Source organism: Pseudomonas sp. BN606, assembly GCF_029873115.1.
Taxonomy (GTDB): domain Bacteria; phylum Pseudomonadota; class Gammaproteobacteria; order Pseudomonadales; family Pseudomonadaceae; genus Metapseudomonas.
In genome coordinates this window covers 140,955-162,740 of sequence record NZ_SSOF01000082.1, presented here as the reverse complement: position 1 = coordinate 162,740, position 21,786 = coordinate 140,955, and the positions used below count along the sequence as shown (strand labels likewise).

General features: G+C 63.1%; 20 protein-coding genes. 19 read left to right on the top strand and 1 reads right to left on the bottom strand.

Annotated elements, in window-relative coordinates; all coding sequences use genetic code 11:
* Positions 1-213: 213 nt before the first annotated feature.
* The 6 genes from E8E75_RS25980 (at position 214) to E8E75_RS25955 (ending at position 8,105) form a co-directional block, all read left to right on the top strand.
* Positions 214-996: an enoyl-CoA hydratase-related protein gene (locus E8E75_RS25980; protein WP_153917371.1), complete on the top strand. Its 783-nt coding sequence runs from the start codon at positions 214-216 to the stop codon at positions 994-996.
* Between the two features lie 19 nt (positions 997-1,015).
* Positions 1,016-2,176 carry an acyl-CoA dehydrogenase family protein gene (locus E8E75_RS25975; RefSeq protein ID WP_120649904.1) on the top strand — a complete coding sequence of 387 codons (1,161 nt, stop codon included), beginning with the start codon at positions 1,016-1,018 and terminating at the stop codon, positions 2,174-2,176.
* 121 nt (positions 2,177-2,297) lie between these two features.
* Positions 2,298-4,382: an acetate--CoA ligase family protein gene (locus E8E75_RS25970; protein WP_153917373.1), complete on the top strand. Its 2,085-nt coding sequence runs from the start codon at positions 2,298-2,300 to the stop codon at positions 4,380-4,382.
* A 106-nt stretch (positions 4,383-4,488) separates the two neighbouring features.
* The gene (locus E8E75_RS25965; RefSeq protein ID WP_153917376.1) at positions 4,489-6,099 is read left to right on the top strand and encodes a 5-guanidino-2-oxopentanoate decarboxylase; all 1,611 of its coding nucleotides are present in this window, start codon (positions 4,489-4,491) and stop codon (positions 6,097-6,099) included.
* 21 nt (positions 6,100-6,120) lie between these two features.
* The gene (locus tag E8E75_RS25960; RefSeq protein WP_153917378.1) at positions 6,121-7,311 is read left to right on the top strand and encodes a pyridoxal phosphate-dependent aminotransferase; all 1,191 of its coding nucleotides are present in this window, start codon (positions 6,121-6,123) and stop codon (positions 7,309-7,311) included.
* Positions 7,312-7,400: 89 nt separating this feature from the next.
* A complete protein-coding gene (locus E8E75_RS25955) occupies positions 7,401-8,105 on the top strand; it encodes an NAD(P)H-dependent oxidoreductase (protein WP_120649908.1) in 705 nt (234 codons plus the stop codon).
* A gap of 101 nt (positions 8,106-8,206) precedes the next feature.
* Here E8E75_RS25955 and E8E75_RS25950 read toward each other — a convergent pair whose 3' ends face one another.
* Positions 8,207-8,380 carry a hypothetical protein gene (locus E8E75_RS25950; RefSeq protein ID WP_178123431.1) on the bottom strand — a complete coding sequence of 58 codons (174 nt, stop codon included), beginning with the start codon at positions 8,378-8,380 and terminating at the stop codon, positions 8,207-8,209.
* Between the two features lie 57 nt (positions 8,381-8,437).
* Here E8E75_RS25950 and flgB point away from each other — a divergent pair, with 57 nt between their 5' ends.
* The 13 genes from flgB (at position 8,438) to E8E75_RS25885 (ending at position 21,702) form a co-directional block, all read left to right on the top strand.
* A complete protein-coding gene (gene flgB / locus E8E75_RS25945; RefSeq protein ID WP_153917382.1) occupies positions 8,438-8,845 on the top strand; it encodes a flagellar basal body rod protein FlgB in 408 nt (135 codons plus the stop codon).
* Positions 8,846-8,859: 14 nt separating this feature from the next.
* Positions 8,860-9,306: a flagellar basal body rod protein FlgC gene (flgC, locus tag E8E75_RS25940; protein WP_077521856.1), complete on the top strand. Its 447-nt coding sequence runs from the start codon at positions 8,860-8,862 to the stop codon at positions 9,304-9,306.
* A 19-nt stretch (positions 9,307-9,325) separates the two neighbouring features.
* Positions 9,326-10,006, top strand: coding sequence for a flagellar hook assembly protein FlgD (gene flgD, locus E8E75_RS25935; protein ID WP_120649910.1), 681 nt, complete (start codon positions 9,326-9,328; stop codon positions 10,004-10,006).
* A gap of 45 nt (positions 10,007-10,051) precedes the next feature.
* The gene (flgE, locus tag E8E75_RS25930; RefSeq protein ID WP_153917384.1) at positions 10,052-11,389 is read left to right on the top strand and encodes a flagellar hook protein FlgE; all 1,338 of its coding nucleotides are present in this window, start codon (positions 10,052-10,054) and stop codon (positions 11,387-11,389) included.
* A gap of 261 nt (positions 11,390-11,650) precedes the next feature.
* Positions 11,651-12,394 (top strand): flagellar basal-body rod protein FlgF, encoded by a 744-nt coding sequence (gene flgF / locus E8E75_RS25925; RefSeq protein WP_153917386.1) that lies wholly within the window; start codon positions 11,651-11,653, stop codon positions 12,392-12,394.
* 45 nt (positions 12,395-12,439) lie between these two features.
* A complete protein-coding gene (flgG, locus tag E8E75_RS25920; protein WP_120649913.1) occupies positions 12,440-13,225 on the top strand; it encodes a flagellar basal-body rod protein FlgG in 786 nt (261 codons plus the stop codon).
* An 18-nt stretch (positions 13,226-13,243) separates the two neighbouring features.
* The gene (gene flgH / locus E8E75_RS25915) at positions 13,244-13,957 is read left to right on the top strand and encodes a flagellar basal body L-ring protein FlgH (RefSeq protein WP_120649914.1); all 714 of its coding nucleotides are present in this window, start codon (positions 13,244-13,246) and stop codon (positions 13,955-13,957) included.
* An 11-nt stretch (positions 13,958-13,968) separates the two neighbouring features.
* Complete coding sequence (locus E8E75_RS25910; protein ID WP_120649915.1) at positions 13,969-15,069, top strand: flagellar basal body P-ring protein FlgI; 1,101 nt, start codon at positions 13,969-13,971, stop codon at positions 15,067-15,069.
* A gap of 10 nt (positions 15,070-15,079) precedes the next feature.
* Positions 15,080-16,246 carry a flagellar assembly peptidoglycan hydrolase FlgJ gene (flgJ, locus tag E8E75_RS25905; protein WP_153917388.1) on the top strand — a complete coding sequence of 389 codons (1,167 nt, stop codon included), beginning with the start codon at positions 15,080-15,082 and terminating at the stop codon, positions 16,244-16,246.
* A gap of 10 nt (positions 16,247-16,256) precedes the next feature.
* Positions 16,257-18,308 carry a flagellar hook-associated protein FlgK gene (gene flgK / locus E8E75_RS25900; RefSeq protein WP_153917390.1) on the top strand — a complete coding sequence of 684 codons (2,052 nt, stop codon included), beginning with the start codon at positions 16,257-16,259 and terminating at the stop codon, positions 18,306-18,308.
* Between the two features lie 11 nt (positions 18,309-18,319).
* Positions 18,320-19,570 (top strand): flagellar hook-associated protein FlgL, encoded by a 1,251-nt coding sequence (gene flgL / locus E8E75_RS25895; RefSeq protein ID WP_153917392.1) that lies wholly within the window; start codon positions 18,320-18,322, stop codon positions 19,568-19,570.
* Positions 19,571-19,776: 206 nt separating this feature from the next.
* The gene (locus tag E8E75_RS25890; protein ID WP_153917394.1) at positions 19,777-21,261 is read left to right on the top strand and encodes a flagellin; all 1,485 of its coding nucleotides are present in this window, start codon (positions 19,777-19,779) and stop codon (positions 21,259-21,261) included.
* A 75-nt stretch (positions 21,262-21,336) separates the two neighbouring features.
* Positions 21,337-21,702 carry a flagellar protein FlaG gene (locus tag E8E75_RS25885; RefSeq protein WP_153917396.1) on the top strand — a complete coding sequence of 122 codons (366 nt, stop codon included), beginning with the start codon at positions 21,337-21,339 and terminating at the stop codon, positions 21,700-21,702.
* Positions 21,703-21,786 lie beyond the last annotated feature (84 nt).

Below are 21,786 nucleotides of genomic sequence, written 5' to 3'. Positions count from 1 at the left end.
AGGGAAAGGATTGTCGGTTTCGAGTTGTTCAAAGATGTAACAACCGTCGCTCCCGTTACGTTTCTCTCCGGGCTAAATCAATTTAAAACAAACACTTAGGTGTATGGCTTCGACGTTACATACCCCATTTGGGCGGGATTGCCGGCTTCCTGAACACTCGTTTAGGATCGTCCTGAATTCCTCACCACCAATCACAACAAGACGAGGGTTGCGATGACCACCTTGCTCAGCCAGGTCGAAGCCGGTGTCGCCCGGATCACCCTGAACCGCCCCCAACAGCGCAATGCGCTGGACATTCCCACCCTGAACGCCCTGCTTGAACTGCTTGCTGCCCATGAAGTCGATCCGGCCGTGCGCGTTGTGATGCTGACCGGAGAAGGGCGCAGTTTCTGCGCTGGCGCCGATCTTGCCGAATGGGCCGACGCGGAAGCCCGCGGCGAGTTGGAAACCTATGGCTGGACCGAAACAGCCCACGCCCTGATGAGCCGGCTGCATGGCCTGGCCAAACCTACCATCGCCGCCATCAATGGAACCGCCGTCGGCGCGGGGATGGACCTCGCGCTGTGCTGCGACCTTCGCGTTGCCGCCGCCTCGGCGCGCTTCAAGGCTGGCTACACCGGCATGGCCTATTCGCCGGATGCGGGGGCCAGTTGGCACCTTCCGCGCCTGATTGGCGCCGAACAGGCCAAGCGCCTGCTGTTCCTCGATGAACTCTGGAGTGCCGACCGCGCGCTGTCGGCAGGGCTGGTAGGTGAAGTCTGCGCCGACGAGCAACTGCAGGCTGTCGCCGGTGAGCTGGCTGCGCGCCTGGCAGTTGGTCCCACCTTCGCCTTTGCCCAGGCCAAGGCGCTGATTCGTGATGGCGCCAGCCGTAGCCTCGCCCAGCAACTGGAAGCCGAACAGGCTGCCGGCTTGCTGTGTGGCCGCAGCGAAGACGCCGCCGAAGCGCTGCGCGCCGTGGCCGAGAAACGCTCCCCTCAATTCAAAGGCCGCTAAGCGCGGGCAGGTGACTCCCATGGATTTCAAACTGACCCAGGAACAGGAAATGCTCGTCGAGGCGGTGAAGAGCTTCGTCGAGAAGGAACTGTTGCCGTATGAAGAGGAAGTGGACCGCGCCGACGCCGTCTCCCCGGAGCTGGCTGCGCAGATTCGCGGCAAGGCGCTGGCCGCCGGCTTCTATGCCTTCAACATGCCGGAAGAGGTAGGTGGAGGCGGACTCGACTACCTGTCCCAGGCTTTGGTCGAGCGCGAGCTGTCCAAGGTGTCCTGGGCGTTGCATGTGTTCGTCGCGCGGCCTTCGAAGATCCTCATGGCCTGCAAGGGCGAGCAGATCGAGCAGTACTTGCTGCCCTGCATCCAGGGAGAAAAGATCGACTGCTTCGCCCTGACCGAACCGGGTGCCGGGTCCGACGCCAACTCCATCAAGACCCGCGCAGTGCGCGATGGCGACGACTTCATCCTGAACGGTGCGAAGCACTTCATCAGTCACGCCGGTCATGCCGACTTCGCCATCGTTTTCGCCGTCACCGACACCTACGAGCGCAACGGCAAGAAGCGTAATGCCGTCACTGCCTTCCTGGTGGACAAGGGCACTCCCGGCATGACCGTGCGCCGTGGTCCCCGGTGTGTCAGCAACAAGGGCTATCACACCTACGAAATCTTCTTCGATGACTGCCGCGTGCCGGCCTCCAAGGTCCTTGGCGAAGTGGACAAGGGTTGGGAAGTGGCCAACGCCTGGCTCACCGCCGGCCGTGTAATGGTGGCGGCAAATTGTGTTGGCCAGGCTCAACGCGCCCTCGATCTGTCGTTGCAATGGGCCGCCGACCGCAAACAGTTCGGCCAGCCCATAGGTACTTACCAGGGCATCTCCTTCAAGCTCGCGGACATGGCCACGCAAATTCGCGCGGCCGAGCTGATGACCCTGCACACCGCGTGGAAAATGGACCAGGGCAGCATGACTGACGGCGAGGCCGGCATGGCCAAGCTGTTCGCCAGCGAAGTGCTGGGCAAGGTGGCCGACGAGACCGTGCAGATCTTCGGCGGCATGGGCCTGATGGATGAAGGTCCGGTGGAGCGCATCTGGCGCAACGCCCGGATCGAGCGAATCTGGGAAGGCACCTCGGAAATCCAGCGCCACATCATTTCCCGCGAACTGCTGCGGCCGCTGCTGCGCTGACGCCTCAGCTCCCCGCTCCCTTCGGTGTCGATGAGCGATTGATCTCGAAGCGATCGCGCCGGGGTGCGGAGCGGGGCAGGGGTTGAGGGAAATCCTGCCAAGTCCCAAGCCGAGAACTGACATGAATAGAGACAACCTCAAGCGCCTGCTGGCGCCCCGGCATCTGGCCTTCATCGGCGGTCGCAGCATGGCCCGTGCGCTCAAGCGCTGCGCCGAGGGCGGCTTTGCCGGCCAGATGTGGCTGGTCAATCCCCAGCACGCCGAACTGGAAGGCGTGAATTGCGTGGCCAGTGTCGCCGAACTGCCCTGCGGGCCGGATGCGGTGTTCATCGCCACCAACCGCGAGCAGACCCTGGACAGCGTTGCCGCGCTTGCCGCAAAGGGAGCGGGAGGCGCCATCTGCTACGCCTCCGGCTTTGCCGAAACCGGTGCCGAAGGCCAGGCCCTGCAGGCACAACTGCTTGCGGCGGCCGGCGAAATGGCGCTGCTCGGCCCGAACTGCTACGGCCTGCTGGACTACCTGCATGGCGCGGCTCTCTGGCCAGTAGCCCATGGCGGCCAACTGGTGGAGAAGGGCGTGGCGGTGCTCACGCAGAGTGGCAACTTCGCCTACAACCTGTCCATGAGTGACCGCTCCCTGCCCGTGGCCTACATGGCCTCTGTGGGCAATCAGGCCCAACTGGGCGTGGCCGAACTGATGGATGTGCTGTTGGATGAACCCCGCGTCACAGCCATCGGTCTGCACCTCGAGGGCTTGAAGAACGTACCGGGCTTTGCCCGCGCGGCGCACAAGGCGTTGGAGAAGGGCATCCCGATCATCGCCCTGAAGACCGGCGTGTCGCAGATCGGCGCTGAACTCGCCCTCAGCCACACCAGCTCCCTGGCTGGCTCCGATACGTTGTACGACAGCCTCTTCGAGCGTCTCGGAGTGATTCGTGTCAGTGGCCCGGTGAGTTTCATGGAAACCCTCAAGGCTGCGGCCTGCGGCAAGCTGCCAAGCGGTCCCGGCCTGATCGCCCTGGCCTGTTCCGGCGGCGATGCCGGGCTGATCGCCGACTACGCCGAACTCAACGGTCTGCAATTGCCGAAGCTGGACGACGGTCAATGTCGCGAGCTGGCGCAGGTCCTGCCGGCTTACGCCAACATCGCCAACCCATTGGACTTCACCACTGCCATCTGGGGCGATGGTGCTGCACTGGCGCGCATGCTCGACAGCGCTATGGACAGTCCCGCCGACGCCGCGCTGCTTGTGCTCGACTACCCGGGCGAAGATACCGGAGAGCGCCCTCAGTGCGACCTGCTGCTGGAGCTCTACTGCGACGCCCTCGCGCGTCACGGCAAGACTGGCTTCATCGCTTCGGCCTTGCCCGAACTGCTGCCGCCCCATGCCCGTGAATACCTGCATGCTCGTGGCGTGGCCGCCCTGCAAGGGGTGGAAGATGGGTTGGCCGCCTGGGGCCGCATCGCCACCTACCGGCAGCGCCGCGACCGATTGCTGGCGCGAGGTGAGTCGGCCCTGGTGCCCCTGAGCCCGGCTCCTGTGGCAGAGGGCGAATTGCTCGACGAGTGGCAATCCAAGCAAGCCCTGCGCACTTTCGGCCTCCCGGTGCCGCAGGCGCTGCTGAGTACTCCTGAGCGGGCGCTGGAGGATGCCGGGAGGCTTGGCTATCCGCTGGTACTGAAAGCCGTCAGCGCCCATTTGCCGCACAAGACCGAAGCCGGCGCGGTTGCGCTCAACCTGCGCGACGCCGAGTCCCTGGACCAGGCCCTGGGCGAGATGCGGCAACGTATTGCCGCCTATGCACCGGGCGTGGCCTTCGACCAGGTATTGCTGGAGCGCATGGCCGCACCGCCTCTGGCGGAGATGATTGTGGGCGTCAAACGCGAAGAAGGTTTCGGCCTGGCTTTGGTGATCGGCGCCGGTGGCATTCTCGTCGAGTTGCTCAAGGACAGCCGCAGCCTGCTGCTGCCCACCAACGATGCGGCAATCCGCGATGCCCTGTTGAGCTTGCGTAGCGCGCCGCTGCTTACCGGCTTCCGTGGGCGGCCGGTGGCCGACCTGGAGGTGATGGTGGCCGCCATTCGCGCTGTGGCGGATTACGCCTGCGAGAACGCCGGACGCTTGCTGGAGCTGGACGTGAATCCACTGCTGGTCTGCGCGGAAGGCGCCGTGGCGGTGGATGCACTGATCCGTATCGCGGAATGACATCCCCCCCCTGTAGGAGCGAGCTTGCTCGCGAGCGGCGGAGCACGAGAGTTTCGCCAGCAAGCTGGCTCCTACAGGTCTTGGCATCGATTCGAGGGAATACCACATGCAACAACAGAATAGCCTCACCGGCGGCCAGGCCCTGGTTCGCCTCCTGGCCAACTATGGCGTGGATACCGTGTTCGGTATCCCCGGCGTCCATACCTTGGAGTTGTACCGCGGCTTGCCCGGCAGTGGCATCCGGCACGTGCTGACCCGGCACGAGCAGGGTGCCGGTTTCATGGCTGACGGCTATGCGCGGGTCAGTGGCAAACCCGGTGTCTGCTTCATCATCACCGGTCCCGGCGTGACCAATGCGGCTACCCCCATCGGCCAGGCCTACGCCGATTCGATCCCGATGCTGGTGATCTCTAGCGTCAACCACACGGCGAGCCTCGGCAAAGGCTGGGGCTGCCTGCACGAAACCCAGGACCAGCGCGCCATTACCACCCCCATCACCGCTTTCTCGGCCGTGGCCCTGACTCCGGAAGACCTGCCCGAACTGGTGGCGCGCGCCTATGCCGTGTTCGACGGCGAACGTCCGCGCCCGGTGCATATCTCCGTACCGCTCGACGTGCTGGCCGCCCCGGTGGCACGGGACTGGACCGCCGAGGTGGTACGCCGCCCCGGCCGTGGCTTGCCGGATAGCGCGTCCCTGGATGCGGCGGCCAAGCGGCTGGCCATGGCCAAGCGACCGATGATCATCGCGGGTGGTGGCGCCCTCGGGGCTGTCGACGCCCTGCAGGCATTCAGCGAACGTCTGGCTGCCCCCGTATTCACCAGCGTGGCTGGCAAGGGGCTGTTGCCGCCGGATGCTCCGCTCAACGCCGGTTCCAGCCTTTGCATGGCGCCCGGTTGGGAAATGATCGCCGAGGCTGACCTGGTGCTGGCCGTGGGTACCGAAATGGCTGATACGGACTTCTGGCGTGAGCGTCTGCCGCTGTCCGGCGAACTGATCCGAATCGATGTCGACCCGCGCAAGTTCAATGATTTCTACCCCTGTGCCGTGGCGCTTCGGGGCGACGCCCGACAGTCGCTCGAGGCGCTGCTGGCACGCATTCCCGAAGCAGGCAGGGCAGGGCAGGAAGCCGCCGCCCGCGTAGCTCGCCTGCATGAGGCGATACGCAATGGCCACGCCCCTCTGCAGGGTATTCACCAAGCCATCCTCGACCGCATTGCCGCCACGTTGCCGGCCAGTGCCTTCATCAGCACCGACATGACCCAGCTTGCCTACACCGGCAACTACGCATTCGCCAGCCGGGCGCCGCGCAGCTGGCTGCACCCTACGGGCTACGGCACGCTCGGTTACGGCCTGCCGGCCGGCATCGGCGCCAAGTTCGGTGCGCCAGAGCGGGCCGGCCTGGTGCTCGTTGGCGATGGCGGATTCCTCTACACCGTGCAGGAACTGGCCACAGCGACGGAAGAGCTCGACAGCCCGCTGGTGGTGCTGCTGTGGAACAACGACGCCCTGGGCCAGATTCGCGACGACATGCAGGCCCTGGACATCGAACCGGTGGGCGTGCTGCCGCGCAACCCCGATTTTGCCGCCCTCGCTCGGGCCTTCGGTTGCACGGTGATGCAGCCGCGGAGCCTCGACGAGCTGGAGCGTGACCTGCGCACAGGCTTCGACCACCCCGGCGTCACCCTGATCGAACTGAAACACGCCTGTGCTCGTTGAGCCTGGGTCAAGGAGATAACCATGCGCTTTTCCGACCTCACCCAACGTATCGCCGGCGATGGCGCGGCAGCCTGGAACATTCACTACCGTGCGCTGGAGCGCCAGGCCCGGGGCGACGACATTCTCCTGCTGTCGGTCGGCGATCCCGATTTCGACACGCCGCAGCCCATCGTCCAGGCCGCCATCGACAGCCTGCTCAATGGCAACACCCATTACTCCGACGTGCGCGGCAAGATCACCCTGCGTCAGCGTATCGCCGACTGGCACAACCAGCGCAGTGGGCAGAATGTCGGCACGGACGAAGTCGTGGTGCTGGCCGGTGCGCAGTGCGCGTTGTTCTGCGTCGTGCAGTGTCTGCTCAATCCGGGCGATGAGGTCATAGTCGCCGAGCCCATGTACGTCACCTACGAAGCGGTGTTTGGTGCCTGTGGAGCGAAGGTGGTCCCGGTACCGGTACGTTCGGAGAACGGCTTCCGCATCCAGGCGGAGGATGTCGCCGCCGCCATTACCCCGCGCACCCGGGCACTGGCCCTGAACAGCCCGCACAACCCGTCCGGTGCCAGTTTGCCGCGCACCACCTGGGAAGCCCTGGCCGAGCTCTGCATTGCCCATGATCTCTGGATGATCTCCGACGAGGTCTACAGCGAACTGCTCTTCGAGGGCCAGCACATCAGCCCGGCCAGCCTGCCAGGAATGGCGGAACGCACCGCCACCATCAACAGCCTGTCCAAGTCCCACGCCATGACCGGATGGCGGGTGGGCTGGGTCGTGGGTTCGAAGGAGCTGTCCGGGCACCTGGAAAACCTCGCCCTGTGCATGCTCTACGGCTCGCCTGACTTCGTTCAGGATGCGGCTTGCGTCGCACTGGACACTCGCCTGCCCGAGCTGGAAGCCATGCGCGAGGCCTATCGCCAGCGACGCGATCTGGTGTGCGCGAGCCTGGAAGGCTGCCCCGGCCTGCGCGCGCTGAAACCGGACGGCGGCATGTTCGTGATGGTGGATATCCGCCCGACCGGGTTGTCCGCCCAGGAATTCGCCGACCGACTGCTGGACAACCATGGCGTTTCGGTTCTGGCGGGTGAAGCATTCGGACCTAGCGCGGCCGGGCATATCCGCCTGGGGCTGGTGCTGGGCAGCGAGCCGCTGCAAGAGGCCTGCCGTCGCATTGCCCGCTGCGCGGCCGAGCTGATTGAACAGCGCAAAACCCTGTGAATGATGCTTGGCGCTACGCACCGAATCCCTGATTGTTGGGCTTCGCTACGCTCTGCACCAACCGACGGACCGTCCCATAAGGAACACCCATGAAGATCCTGATCGTCCATGCCCACCCGGAATCGCAGTCCTTCTGCAGCGCCTTGCGCGACCTGGCGGTGGAAACCCTGCAAGGGCAGGGGCACGAAGTCCGGCAGTCCGACCTCCACGCGCTGGATTGGAACCCGGTCGCCAGTGCCGCCGATTTCAGCGAGCGGCAGAACCCCGATTACTTGGTCTATGCCCTGGAGCAACGCGAAGGCGTTAAGGCCGGCAATATCGCGCCGGACATCCAGCGCGAACTCGACAAGCTGCTCTGGGCCGACCTGCTGATACTCAACTTCCCGCTCTACTGGTTCTCGGTTCCGGCCATTCTCAAAGGCTGGATCGACCGGGTGCTGGTATCCGGCGTCTGCTACGGCGGCAAGCGTTTCTACGATCAGGGCGGCCTGGCCGGCAAGAAGGCGCTGGTGACGCTGACCCTGGGCGGCCGCGAACACATGTTCGGTGAGGGCGCCATCCACGGTCCGCTGGAGGACATGCTGCGGCCGTTGCTACGTGGCACCCTGGCCTATGTCGGCCTGGAAGTTCTGCCACCTTTCGTGGCGTGGCACGTGCCCTACATCAGCAGCGATGCGCGCCAGGATTTTCTGCGCGCCTATCAGGATCGGTTGCAGGGGCTGGATCAGGACGTACCGCTCCGGTTTCCCCGGCTGGACCAGTTCGACGACAGGCTGTATCCACTGACTCGTTGAGAGCACTGAGAGCACCAAGGCCGCCCGAGGGCGGCCTTCTTCTTTCTGCGCTGAACTCTTTTTGTAGGGGCGAGCTCTGCTCGCGAAAGTAGCGGGCGTGCTCATTCACGAGCAAGCTCGCTCCTACCGGTTCTATCGCCGGATGCCCCCGGCAAAGCGGCAACCAGCGGCAAGTTGCCCTTGCCGCTTTGCCGCCCGTCCAGCGTCCATTGCCGCTTTTTGCCGCTCATTTTTAAATCAAGTAATTGAAAATAAAGGGAAAAATAGTTTGGCACGGCCTTTGCTGAATGTATGGCAAGCAAACCAGATTGCCACTGGCAAAGGTTCCGGACATGAGCATCAGCTTCGAAAAGGCCCTCGGCATCCATCAGCAAGCCCTCAGCTTCCGCGCTCAGCGTGGCGAGGTGCTGGCCAACAACATCGCCAACGCCGACACCCCGAACTACAAGGCTCGTGACCTGGACTTCGCCAGCGTGCTGGCCCAGCAGTCGGAGAAGGCCGCCCACGGCAGCTTCCAGGCCGCCCGGACCAGCGAGCGCCACATCGTCGCCGAAGGTTTCGACATGGCTGACGCCTCGCTGAAGTACCGCATTCCCTTCCAGGCGGCCGTCGACCAGAACACCGTCGACGCCCAGCTGGAACAGTCGAACTACACCGAGAACGCCATGCAGTTCCAGGCCAGCTTCACCTTCCTCAACAGCAAGTTCAAAGGGCTGATCGGCGCCCTGCGCGGCGAATAACGGAGAGCCAAGCCATGTCACTGTCCAGCATCTTCAATATCGCCGGCACCGGCATGAGTGCTCAGAACACTCGGCTGAACACCATCTCCAGCAACATCGCCAACGCCGAAACGGTTTCCTCCAGCCTCGACCAGACCTACCGCGCCCGCCATCCGGTGTTCGCCACCATGTTCCAGGACAGCCTGGGCAACGGCGACCGTGGCTCGCTGTTCGCCGACCAGGACCAGTCCGGCGCTGGCGTGCAGGTGCTCGGCGTGATCGAGGACCAGAGCACCCTGACCCCGCGCTACGAGCCGAACCACCCGGCGGCCAACGCGGATGGCTACGTCTATTACCCGAATGTGAACGTGGTCGAAGAAATGGCCGACATGATTTCCGCCAGCCGGTCCTTCCAGACCAACGTGGAAATGATGAACACCGCCAAACAGATGATGCAGAAAGTGCTGACCCTGGGTCAGTGATAGCGCGCGAGGGAACAGCATGAGTGTCAGCAACGTAGCGTCCACCGATGGCCAGTCGTTTCTCGATCAGTACGCCATCAAGAGCGAAACCAAGAGTAAGGACCTCGGCAAGAACGAGTTCCTCGAGCTGCTGGTCGCTCAGTTGAACAACCAGGATCCGCTGTCTCCCCAGGAGAACGGCGAGTTCATCGCCCAACTGGCGCAGTTCAGCCAGGTGGAAGGCATCGAGAAGCTCAACACCAGCATGGGTTCGCTGCTGTCCGGCTACCAGTCTTCCCAGGCTCTGCAGGCTTCTTCGCTGGTGGGCCGCAAGGTGATCGTGCCGAGCGAGAAGGCGGTGGTGGACACCAGTGAGACCTTCAAGGCCAGCGCCAACCTGCCCATTTCCAGCAGCAACGTCTGGGTCAACGTCTACGACAGCGCCGGCACCTTGGTGAACCGCGTCAACCTCGGAGAGCAGCCGGCCGGCAGCGTGAGCTTCATGTGGGACGGCAAGGACTCCAGCGGCAAGGTCATGCCGCCCGGCACCTACAAGTTCGAAGCCCAGGCCCAGTACGGCAGCGAGACCAAAGCCCTCTACACCATGCTGCCGGCTAACGTCGACAGCGTCACCCTGGGCCAGAATGGCGGCGAACTGATGCTCAACCTTGCGGGTATCGGCAGCGTCGGCCTCTCCAAGGTCCAGGTCATCGGTCAGTAACTTCCCGGTTCAGAGCGCCGGGAAGCACCGGCAAAGGAGATTTAAATGGCGTTCAACATCGGTCTCAGCGGCCTGCGTGCAGCGACCAGCGACCTCAACGTCACCGGTAACAACATCGCCAACGCCGGCACAGCTGGCTTCAAACAGTCCCGAGCGGAGTTCGCTGACGTCTACGCCGCTTCGGTGCTTGGCACTGGCAAGAACGCCCAGGGTAGCGGCGTGCTGCTGGGTGATGTGTCCCAGCTGTTCAACCAGGGCAACATCAACTACACCCAGAACGCCCTGGACCTGGCCATCAACGGCAACGGCTTCTTCCAGACCAGCAACAACGGTGAAGTCAGCTACACCCGCGCCGGCTACTTCGGGACCGACCGCAATGGCTACATCGTCAACAACTTCGGCTACCGCCTGCAGGGTTATGGCATCGACGGCAATGGCAACGTGCAGAACGGCGTGGTCAGCGACCTGCAGATCCAGACCGCCAACCAGGCACCCAAGGCCACTACCCAGGTCGCCCAGAAGTTCAACCTGAACTCCACCACCAAGGCGCCGACCAATACCCCGTTCGATCCGAGCGATCCGACGACCTACACCTCGTCCACCTCGGTCAACATCTATGACTCCCAGGGCAATGCCCATGTCATGACCCAGTACTTCATCAACAACTCCGACCCGGCCGCGACGCCGCCGGTGACCAACAACTGGACCATGGCCGTGCTGGTGGATGGCCGTAACCCATCCAACCCGACCAGCACAGACCCGCACACCACCAACCTGCTGTTCAATGCCGACGGCAGCCTGAACACTGCCGGCATGGCGGCAGGTGGCGAGCTGAACTACGACCCCGCTACCGGGTTGATGAACCTGGATGACTGGGTACCTGCGGTTTCCGATGGCGGCACGCCGGCCAACTGGTCGGCCAACGGCGCCACCGCCAACGCCGGCGGCATCGGCATCGACATTCGCGGCTCCTCCCAGTACTCCAGCGCTTTCGCGGTGAACAGCATCAGCCAGGACGGCTATACCACCGGCCAACTGGCCGGTCTGGAAATCGACGATACCGGCGTGATCTTCGCTCGCTACACCAATGGCCAGTCCAAAGTGCAGGGCCAGGTGATCCTCGCCAACTTCGCCAACGTCCAGGGCCTGAGCCCGGTAGGCAAGACCGGCTGGGTGCAGTCGTTCGAATCCGGCGAGCCGGTGGTTGGTACGCCGCGCTCCGGCACCCTGGGTGCCCTTCAGGCCGGTGCCCTGGAAGACTCCAACGTCGAGTTGTCGGACCAGTTGGTGAACCTGATCGTGGCCCAGCGCAACTACCAGGCGAACGCCAAGACCATCCAGACGGAAGACGCTGTAACCCAGACCATCATCAACCTGCGCTGATGAACTGCTGTTGTAGGGGCGAGCTTGCTCGCGAAGGTTTGCCCATTCGCGGGCAAGCCCGCTCCTACTGGCGGCAATTCCCCTTGCCGTTGGCGGCAGCCCCTCGCCGCCGGCGCTTTGACAAGGCCCTGTAAGGGGCCTTTTCTTTTTTAAAAAAACCCTTATTTGTCAATTGCTTGCTCGTGATTTTCGGGTTTGGCACGCGGCTTGCTGGATAGCTTGCACAGCGCCAAGGGCGGCAACGCCCACTCGGAGAGATTCATGGACAAGATGCTTTATGTCGCAATGAGCGGAGCCAGCCAGAACAGCCTGGCCCAGCGCGCTCATGCCAATAACCTGGCGAACATCTCGACTTCCGGTTTCCGCCGCGACTTCGAACAGGCGCGTTCCATGCCTGTGTTCGGCGACAGCTTCCCGTCGCGGGTCTATGCCATGACCGAGCGTCCCGGCACCGACTTCACGCCTGGTGCCTTGCAGGAAACCGGTCGCGACCTGGATGTGGCCATCGAAGGGGAGGGCTGGGTTGCCGTGCAAGCCCCCGACGGCAGTGAAGCCTATGTGCGCACCGCCAGCCTGCAGATCGATGCCCTTGGCCAGCTTCGCACCGGCAATGGTTTGCCGGTCATGGGCAATGCCGGTCCCATCGCCATTCCGCCGGAGCAGAAAGTCGAGATCGGCCAGGACGGCACCATCAGCATCCGTGCCCTGGGTGAAGCCCCTAACGTGGTGGCCGAGGTGGATCGCATCAAACTGGTCAATCCCGATCCCAAGCAGCTGGAGAAGGGCGCCGACGGCTTGATCCGCGTCAAGGACCCGCAGCAGGCGGTGCAAGCCGACGCCAATGTCCGCGTGACCTCCGGCTTTATCGAAGCCAGCAACGTCAATGCCGTGGAAGAGATGACCGCGATCCTGTCTCTGTCCCGCCAGTTCGAGCTTTCCGTGAAGATGATGCGTACTGCCGAAGACAATTCGTCGGCAATGGCGCGGGTCTTGCAGTTCAGCTAATCACCAGTACGCGGCGCCATGTTTCCGGCGCCCGAGGAGAAGAAAATGCTTCCGGCACTCTGGGTCAGCAAGACCGGCCTGTCCGCCCAGGACATGAACCTGACCACCATTTCCAACAACCTGGCGAACGTTTCGACCACGGGCTTCAAGCGCGATCGCGCAGAGTTCGAGGACCTCCTGTACCAGATCCGTCGCCAGCCGGGTGGCCAGACCAGCCAGGACAGCGAACTGCCGACCGGCCTGCAACTGGGTACCGGTGTGCGCATCGCCGGCACCCAGAAGATCTTCACCCAGGGCAGCCTGCAAACCACCGAGCAGCCGCTGGACATGGCCATCAACGGTCGCGGCTTCTTCCAGGTGCTGATGCCCGATGGCACCGTCGCCTATACCCGCGATGGCAGCTTCCACCTGAACTCCGACGGCCAGATCGTCACCTCCCAGGGCTTCGCCCTGGAGCCGGCCATCGTCCTGCCCGCCGAAGTGCAGACCTTCACCGTCGGCGAAGACGGCACCGTCTCCGTGACCACCACCGGCAACCCCGCTGCCCAGGTAATCGGCAATATCCAGACCGCCGACTTCGTCAACTACGGCGGCCTGCAATCCATCGGCAACAACCTGTACCTGGAGACTGCCGCCAGTGGCGCGCCGCAGGTCGGTACGCCGGGTCTGACCGGCCTGGGCGTGGTGCAGCAGAACACCCTGGAGAACTCCAACGTCAGCGTGGTCGAGGAACTGGTGAACATGATCACCACCCAGCGTGCCTACGAGATGAACTCCAAGGTCATCTCCACAGCCGACCAGATGCTCGCTTTCGTCACGCAGAACCTGTAACGCCCTGAGGTAGTTGTCATGAACCGGCTGATCATTCTCCTCCCGCTGCTCGGCATCACCCTCATCCAGGGCTGCGTGCAACCTGCGCCGCGACCGAACGATCCCTATTACGCGCCCGTGCTGCCGCGCACTCCGCTGCCTGCCGCGCAGAGCAACGGCGCCATCTACCAGGCCGGTTTCGAGACCAACCTCTACGACGACCGCAAGGCCTATCGTGTGGGTGACATCATCACCATCACCCTCAACGAGCGCACCCAGGCCAGCAAGAACGCCAACTCGCAGATCCAGAAGGACAGCAACGCCAACATCGGCCTGACTTCGCTGTTCGGTGGTGGCGTCTCGGTGAACAACCCCAATGGCGGCCTCAATCCGCTGGATGCCGCACGACTGTCCCTGGATGCGGAGTACAACGCCACCCGCGATACCAAGGGTGATTCCAAGGCAGGGCAGAGCAACAGCCTGTCAGGTTCCATCACCGTCACCGTGTCCGAAGTCCTGCCCAACGGCATCCTTGCGGTTCGCGGCGAGAAGTGGTTGACCTTGAACACCGGCGACGAGCTGGTGCGCATTGCCGGCATGGTCCGCGCCGATGACATTGGCACCGATAACACCGTGCCGTCCACCCGTGTGGCCGATGCGCGCATCACCTACTCCGGTACCGGCGCCTTCGCCGACGCCAGCCAGCCGGGCTGGTTCGACCGGTTCTTCATGAGCCCGCTGTTCCCGTTCTGATGAGACCGACCATGAAGCGACTGATTTCCGCTCTCTGCCTGCTGTTGGTTGCCGGCCTTGCCCAGGCCGAGCGCCTGAAGGACCTGGCGAGCATCCAGGGTGTGCGGACCAACCAGCTGATCGGCTACGGCCTGGTGGTGGGCCTGAACGGCACAGGTGACCAGACCACCCAGACGCCGTTCACCCTGCAGACCTTCAACAACATGCTGGCGCAGTTCGGCATCAAGGTCCCGGCCAACGTCGGCAACGTGCAGCTGAAGAACGTCGCGGCGGTGTCCATCCACGCGGACCTGCCGCCCTTCGCCAAGCCGGGTCAGACCATCGACGTGACCATTTCCTCCATCGGCAACGCCAAGAGCCTGCGCGGCGGCAGCCTGCTGATGTCACCGCTCAAGGGTATCGACGGCAATGTCTACGCCATTGCCCAGGGCAACCTGGTGGTGGGCGGCTTCGACGCCGAGGGCAGCGACGGCTCGAAGATCACCGTCAACGTTCCGTCCTCCGGGCGCATTCCTTCCGGCGCCACCGTGGAGCGTCCGGTGCCGAGTGGCTTCGAGCAGGGCAACTTCCTCACCCTGAACCTCAATCGCCCGGACTTCACCACAGCGAAGAACATCGTCGACAAGCTCAACGAACTGCTCGGCCCGGGCGTTGCCCAGGCGGTCGATGGCGGTTCGGTACGGGTCAGTGCGCCGCTCGATCCGAACCAGCGCGTGGACTATCTCTCGGTGATCGAGAACCTGGAAATCGAGGCGGGCCAGGCCGTGGCCAAGGTCATCATCAACTCGCGTACCGGCACCATCGTCATCGGCCAGAACGTGAAGGTGCAGCCGGCTGCCGTGACCCATGGCAGCCTTACCGTGACCATTACCGAAGACCCTATCGTCAGCCAGCCGGAAGCCTTCTCCGGTGGCCAGACCGCAGTAGTGCCGCGCTCGAAGGTGAACGCCGAGGAAGAAGCCAAGCCGATGTTCAAGTTCGGCCCTGGCACCACCCTCGACGAAATCGTGCGTGCAGTTAACCAGGTGGGCGCGGCGCCGTCCGACCTGATGGCCATCCTGGAAGCGCTGAAGCAGGCCGGTGCCCTGCAGGCCGACCTGATCGTGATTTAAGGGAAAGGCGATGAACTCGAAACTCTCCGCAGGCCTCGCTTCCGGCTCCAGGTTGGATAGCGGCGCCTATACCGACCTGAACCGGCTCAGCCAATTCAAGGCCGGCAAGGATCGCGACAGCGAGGGCAACATCCGCAAGGTGGCCCAGGAGTTCGAGTCGCTGTTCCTCAACGAAATGATGAAGTCCATGCGTCAGGCGGGTGAAGCCTTCGCCGAAGGCAACTACCTGAACAGCAACGAAACCAAGACTTACCAGGAAATGCACGATCAGCAGTTGGCCGTGACCTTGTCGAAGCAGGGCGGCGTCGGCCTGGCCGATGTGCTGACCCGACAGCTGTCCAAGACCAACAAGTCGACGGGGCCCAACCCCTTCGCGCAAGTGCAGTCCGGCGTCCAGGCCAACTGGCCTGCGCAGGGCAGCAAGCAGGTGGCGAAGGCGGAAGCCTCGGGCTTCGCCGAGCGCGACGATTCCAGGCTGCTCAATCAGCGTCGCCTGGCATTGCCCGGCAAGCTGAGCGATCGCCAGGCAGCGGGTATCGTGCCGTCGCCCGAGCAGCTTGCCGGTACTTCGCTGGCCGGCAGTGACTGGACCCCTGCCAAGACCTATGCCGCGCCCGAGCGCGAAGTAGTCGGCGCCGAAGAAGTTGAAAGCGCCAAAGGAACGGGCAAGCGCGTGTTCGCGTCGCGCAACGAGTTCATCGAAACCCTGTTGCCAATGGCCGAGAAGGCCGCCGAGCGAATCGGCGTCGACCCCCGTTACCTGGTAGCCCAGGCCGCCCTGGAAACCGGCTGGGGCAAGTCGATCATCCGCGAGGGCGATGGCACCAGCAGTCACAACCTGTTCGGCATCAAGGCGCACAAGAGCTGGGACGGCGATTCGGCGCGGGTGATGACCACCGAGTACAAGGGCGGCAAAGCGGTCAAGGAAGCGGCATCGTTCCGTTCCTACAACTCCTTCGAGCAGAGCTTCCACGACTACGTGAGCTTCCTGCAGAACAACGATCGCTACCAGGACGCGCTGGATTCCGCCGAGAAGCCGGAGCAGTTCGTCCGCGAACTGCAGAAGGCCGGCTACGCCACTGATCCGCAGTACGCCCGCAAGATTTCCCAGATTGCCCGCGGTATGCAGGTTTACCAGGCCGTTGCTGCAGTCGACAGCACGACCACCAGGATATGAGGCTTGAGTCATGGCTGACTTACTGAACATTGGCCTGTCGGGGCTTCGCGTGAGCCAGACGCAGCTCACCGTCACCGGCCACAACATCTCCAACGTCAACACCCCCGGATTCACCCGGCAGAGCGCGACCCAGTCGACGACCCTGCCGCAGTTCTCCGGCTCGGGTTACATCGGCAGCGGCGTCACCCTGACGGATATCCGTCGCAGCTATAGCGAGTTCCTCACTGCCCAGCTGCGCAACACCACGTCGCTGAGCAGCGATGTGGATGCCTACAAGAGCCAGATCGACCAGCTCGATTCGCTGTTGTCCGGCACCACCACCGGCATTACACCGTCGTTGAAGAGCTTCTTCGCGGCCATGCAGACCGCCGCCGAAGACCCCGCCAATATGCCGGCGCGGCAACTGGTGCTGTCCGAGGCCGAAGGGTTGGCTCGACGTTTCAATACCGTCTACGACCGGCTGAGCGCGCAGAACGACTCGCTGAACAAGCAGATGTCGTCGGTGGCGGACCAGGTGAACCGCCTGGCCGGCTCCATCGCCAGTCTCAACGATGCCATCGCGGTCGCGTCATCCAACGGCCAGGTACCCAATGACCTGCTGGACTCCCGTGAGGAGGCGATCCGTCAGCTTTCCACCTACGTGGGCGTCAGCGTGGTACCGCAGAGTGACGGCACCCAGAGCATTTTCGTCGGCACCGGACAGCCGCTGGTGGTGGGTAGCAGCGCCAACCGCCTGGAAGCGGTGCCCGGCAAGGGCGACCCCAGCCGTTTCGAGCTGGAGTTCGTCAGCGGCGATTCCCGTCAGGGCGTCACCACGCTGCTCAGCGGCGGCGAACTGGGTGGCCTGATCCGCTACCGCAACGAGACCCTGGACTCCAGCCTGAACACACTGGGGCGCCTGGCCATGTCGATCAGCGACCAGGTCAACACCCAGCTCGGCCAGGGCCTGGACCTGAAGGGGAAGGTGGGGGCTGCGCTGTTCGGCAACTACAACGACCCGGCCCTGGCGGCGCTGCGGGTCAAGGCCTTCGCCGGCAACAGTAATGCCCAGCCAGCCCTGAACATCACCAATACCAGCCTGCTCAGCACCAGCGACTACCAGATGGAGTACGACGCCACGGCGACGCCGCCCTATACGGTGCGCCGCCTGAGCGACAACCAGGAGATGGTGGTCAGTGACAGCACGCCGTCCGGCACGCTGACGATCAAAGACAGCGCAGGTCGCGACCAGGGCTTCCAGATCGCCCTGGGTGTGCCGACGCCCACCACCGGCGACAAGTTCCTGCTGCAGCCGACGCGCACCGCCGCCAAGGACATCAATACCGTGCTGGACCAGGCGGACCAGTTGGCATTCGCCGCACCGCTGCATTCCGAGGCGAACGTACAGAACAAGGGCACCGGCGCTATCGGCCAGCCCAGCATCACCAATACGCTCAACCCCATGAGCCAGGCGCACCTGGCAGCGATCTCATCCATCACCATGAATTACACGGCGGGCACTCCGGGGAGCTTGAGTTTCTCTGGCCTGCCGCCTGGCGTGACCATCACCCAGCCGCCGTCCGGAACCCTGAACGTGACGCCGGGGCAGACCAACCAACTGAGCTATACCGTTTCGGTCACCACCGGCACGCCGGCCACCACGCAGGAATACCAGATCACGCAGAGCTTCAGCGGACGTGCGGAAACCGGCGACACCTTCAGCCTCGCCATGAGCACCAATGGCGTCTCCGATAACCGTAACGCGCTCAAGCTGGTGGACCTGCAGAACAAGGCCGCAGTCGGTGTCGACGCCCTGGTTGGCGGCACCGGTTCCAGCTTCTCCGACAGCTATGGTGACCTGGTGGAGCGCGTAGGCACCCTGACCGCTCAGGCCCGGGTAGACAGCGAAGCCAGTACGGCGATCCTCAAGCAGGCCACGGATAACCGTGACTCGCTCTCGGCGGTGAGCCTCGACGAAGAGGCAGCCAACCTGATCAAGTTCGAGCAGTACTACAACGCCTCGTCGCAAGTGATTCAAGTTGCCCGAAGCCTGTTCGATACCTTGATGAGCACCTTCCGCTAACGGAGCCTGCGATGCGCATTTCCACCATTCAGCAGTACAACAATGGGGTGTCGGGCCTGCAGCGGAATTACGCGAACGTCACCCGTACCCAGGAACAGATCAGCACCGGCAACCGCATCCTCACGCCGGCGGACGATCCCGTGGCTTCGGTGCGCCTGCTGCAACTGGACCAGCAGCAGGGCGTTCTGGATCAATACGCTTCCAACCTGACGGCGGCCAAGAACAGCCTGACCCAGGAAGAGGTGACGCTGAACTCGGTCAATACCGTGCTCCAGCGCGTGCGCGAGCTGGCGGGGGAGGCAGGCAACGGCGCCCTCAGCGCCGAGGACCGACGGTCCATTGCGGCTGAACTCGAGGAGCGCGAGGACGAGCTGCTGAGCCTGATGAATACACGCAACTCGCGCGGCGAATATCTTTTCGCCGGCTTCCAGGGCAAGACCCAGCCGTTCGTGCGCAATGCCGACGGCAGCTATAGCTACGAAGGCGACGAAGGCCAGCGCAAGTTGCAGATCGCAAGCTCCTTGCAGTTGGCCATCAGTGACAACGGCAAGCGTGTTTTCCAGAACGTGATCAACGCAGGACGGCTGGACAGCACCCTGACCACCAGCCCTGCGGGCTCCACCCTGACGCCCTCGGCGGCATTGGTGCAGGACGAGGTTTCCTTCTCTGGCACCCCGCCATTTCCTGATGCCGGCGTGCAGATCGTGTTTGGCAACCCGAACGCAAGCAGTTACGAAATTTTTGAACTGGGCACTACCACTCCTGTGCTTGCCAGCGGGGCAATCGACGCTGACGTCAGTACGTCGGATCAGGTGGTCTTCCGAGGCGTCAATATCAAGTTCGACGGATTGGCAGTGGGCGGCGAGACCCTCGAGATCACGCCTCAACCAAACCGGCAGAAGCAAGGCATCCTCGACACTATTGCCACCCTGCGCAGGGCGCTGGAAAGCACGCCCGACACGCCGACCGGCAACCGCCAGGTTCGTGACTCCGTTGCGGAGGCGCTGCTCAACCTGGACAACGGCATCACTGTTGTGGACTCGGTGCGCGGCGACATTGGTGCGCGCCTGAACGTGATGGAGTCCACCCAGACCGACAATGAAGACGTGACCCTGGTGAACCAGGCCGTGCAGGCGGAGTTGCGCGAGCTGGACTATGCCGAGGCGCTGTCGCGCCTGTCCTTCCAGTCGATCATTCTCGAAGCGGCTCAGCAGAGCTACATGAAGATCAGCAGCCTGAACCTGTTCAATCAGATGCGTTGATCTGCGGTACTTCTCCGCTCGTCACAGCAGGCTAAGTGCTTGTCAATACAGGCAAAACAAAAAAAAAGAAAAAATTCTGAAATCAGCCTAAAGCTCTCCGATCAGGCGCCGATACAAATCACGAATGCGAACTTTAAGGGAGCCTGGGTACTGCCCGCCCAAGGTCGCAGGCTCAGGCAAACACGAAGTCCTCGGAGGACAACATCATGGCTTTGACCGTCAATACCAACATCGCGTCCCTCAATACTCAGCGCAACATGAACAACTCGTCCAATGCGCTGAACAACTCCATGCAACGCCTGTCCACTGGGCTGCGCATCAACAGCGCCAAGGACGATGCCGCTGGCCTGCAGATTTCCAACCGCCTGACCAGCCAGGTCAACGGCCTGAACGTTGCCGTGCGCAACGCCAATGACGGTATCTCGCTGGCACAGACCGCTGAAGGCGCCATGCAGCAGTCCACCAACATCCTGCAGCGCATGCGCGACCTGTCCCTGCAGTCCGCCAATGGCTCGAACGCTTCGACTGAACGTCGCGCCCTGCAGGACGAAGTGACCCAACTTCAGCAGGAGCTCAACCGAATTGCTGACACCACCAGCTTCGGCGGCCGCAAGATCCTCGACGGTACCTTTGGCTCGCAGTCCTTCCAGGTTGGTGCAAACGCCTTTGAAACTATCAACGTGACCCTGGGCAACTACCGCGCTAGCAACCTGGGCAACAACAGTCGCACCCTGGCCGGTACCGCAGCCAACATTGGTCTGGGGCGTGCCACCGCGGCTGCTGCTACCGCCGCCGCCAACAACGTTGCCGGCACCGTGACCATCAACGGCTCCGCCGGCACCAGCACCGCGATCAGCGTTGCCGGTAGCAGCGCCAAGGCTGCCGCCGACTCGATCAACGCCGAGACCGGTACCACCAACGTATCCGCTGATGCGCGTACCGTGGTGGGGTTGAGCGGTTTGAGCGCCGGTGGCGAAGTGGCCTTCAACCTGACCGGCGCCAACTCCAGCAGCATCGCCATTCGCGCCACCGTTACCACCACCGACATGAGCGCGCTGGCTACCGAGATCAACTCCAAGACAGGGCAGACCGGTATCTCTGCTGTTATCGACGCTGGCGTGCTGAAGATGACCAGTGAACGCGGTGACGACATTGTCATCGAAGGTTTCAACCACACCACAGCCGGCGCCACCGTCAACCTGACCACCTATGGTTACGACGGCACCGGTGCCGCTGTCGACACCGTTGGCCTGACTCAAGGTACCAACGACTCGACTCGTGCCATGGGTGTGGTCAAACTGAACAGCAGCAAGGCCTTTACCTCGACTGCATCCAACACCGCGGTTGATGCGGCAAACGCCCAGCTCAGCACCATGGCGACCGTCGATAAGGTCGACATCACCACCGCCATCGGTGCCCAGAAGGCCCTGGATGTGCTCGACTCCGCCCTGAGCTTCATCGATAGCTCCCGTGCCGAGCTCGGTGCCGTGCAGAACCGCTTCGACAACACCATCTCCAACCTGCAGAACATCGGTGAGAACGCAACTGCTGCACGCAGCCGTATCCAGGACACCGACTTCGCAGCGGAAACTGCCACCATGACCAAGAACCAGGTGCTGCAGCAAGCTGGTACGGCGATCCTGGCTCAGGCCAACCAGTTGCCGCAGGCGGTACTGAGCCTGCTCCGCTAACCTCGGAGCTGGTAAGGCCTCACAACGGGGGGAAGCGCTTGCGCTTCTCCCCGTCTTGCCATGAGAGGTAAAGAAATGGACGTAATCAGTTTGAATGGATTGCCCGCCAGCTCCGCACGTCGGTTGGTTGTCAGTGAATCCACCAAAGAACCAGACGGTGCCAGCCGAGTTGCCGTACTAAGCAATGTTGTGGATGCCATCGGCAGCCACACGGCAGCCACACGGTCGGTGGAGCAGGCAGTTTCGACCATCGAAAGCTTTACCCAGAGCATCAGCCGCAATCTCAGTTTTACGCTGGACGATTCCTCTGGGCGCGTGGTGGTCAAGGTGACCGATGCGGCGTCCGGTGAAGTGATCCGGCAGATCCCTTCGGAAGAGGCGCTGCAGTTGGCTGAGAGTCTTGAAGAGGCGCGCAGTCTGTTGTTCAAGGCGGAGGCCTGAGGTTCCAGGGACGCAGGCCGTCTCGCCGGTAAGCCGGCGTGTGGAAAGACGGCACGGTTTTTGATTCAAGTGGCCAATCGACGG

Coding starts and splice junctions, on each gene's coding strand:
- E8E75_RS25980 (WP_153917371.1), top strand. CDS start 214: ATGACCACCTTGCTCAGCCAGGTCGAAGCCGGTGTCGCCCGGATCACC.
- E8E75_RS25975 (WP_120649904.1), top strand. CDS start 1,016: ATGGATTTCAAACTGACCCAGGAACAGGAAATGCTCGTCGAGGCGGTG.
- E8E75_RS25970 (WP_153917373.1), top strand. CDS start 2,298: ATGAATAGAGACAACCTCAAGCGCCTGCTGGCGCCCCGGCATCTGGCC.
- E8E75_RS25965 (WP_153917376.1), top strand. CDS start 4,489: ATGCAACAACAGAATAGCCTCACCGGCGGCCAGGCCCTGGTTCGCCTC.
- E8E75_RS25960 (WP_153917378.1), top strand. CDS start 6,121: ATGCGCTTTTCCGACCTCACCCAACGTATCGCCGGCGATGGCGCGGCA.
- E8E75_RS25955 (WP_120649908.1), top strand. CDS start 7,401: ATGAAGATCCTGATCGTCCATGCCCACCCGGAATCGCAGTCCTTCTGC.
- flgB (WP_153917382.1), top strand. CDS start 8,438: ATGAGCATCAGCTTCGAAAAGGCCCTCGGCATCCATCAGCAAGCCCTC.
- flgC (WP_077521856.1), top strand. CDS start 8,860: ATGTCACTGTCCAGCATCTTCAATATCGCCGGCACCGGCATGAGTGCT.
- flgD (WP_120649910.1), top strand. CDS start 9,326: ATGAGTGTCAGCAACGTAGCGTCCACCGATGGCCAGTCGTTTCTCGAT.
- flgE (WP_153917384.1), top strand. CDS start 10,052: ATGGCGTTCAACATCGGTCTCAGCGGCCTGCGTGCAGCGACCAGCGAC.
- flgF (WP_153917386.1), top strand. CDS start 11,651: ATGGACAAGATGCTTTATGTCGCAATGAGCGGAGCCAGCCAGAACAGC.
- flgG (WP_120649913.1), top strand. CDS start 12,440: ATGCTTCCGGCACTCTGGGTCAGCAAGACCGGCCTGTCCGCCCAGGAC.
- flgH (WP_120649914.1), top strand. CDS start 13,244: ATGAACCGGCTGATCATTCTCCTCCCGCTGCTCGGCATCACCCTCATC.
- E8E75_RS25910 (WP_120649915.1), top strand. CDS start 13,969: ATGAAGCGACTGATTTCCGCTCTCTGCCTGCTGTTGGTTGCCGGCCTT.
- flgJ (WP_153917388.1), top strand. CDS start 15,080: ATGAACTCGAAACTCTCCGCAGGCCTCGCTTCCGGCTCCAGGTTGGAT.
- flgK (WP_153917390.1), top strand. CDS start 16,257: ATGGCTGACTTACTGAACATTGGCCTGTCGGGGCTTCGCGTGAGCCAG.
- flgL (WP_153917392.1), top strand. CDS start 18,320: ATGCGCATTTCCACCATTCAGCAGTACAACAATGGGGTGTCGGGCCTG.
- E8E75_RS25890 (WP_153917394.1), top strand. CDS start 19,777: ATGGCTTTGACCGTCAATACCAACATCGCGTCCCTCAATACTCAGCGC.
- E8E75_RS25885 (WP_153917396.1), top strand. CDS start 21,337: ATGGACGTAATCAGTTTGAATGGATTGCCCGCCAGCTCCGCACGTCGG.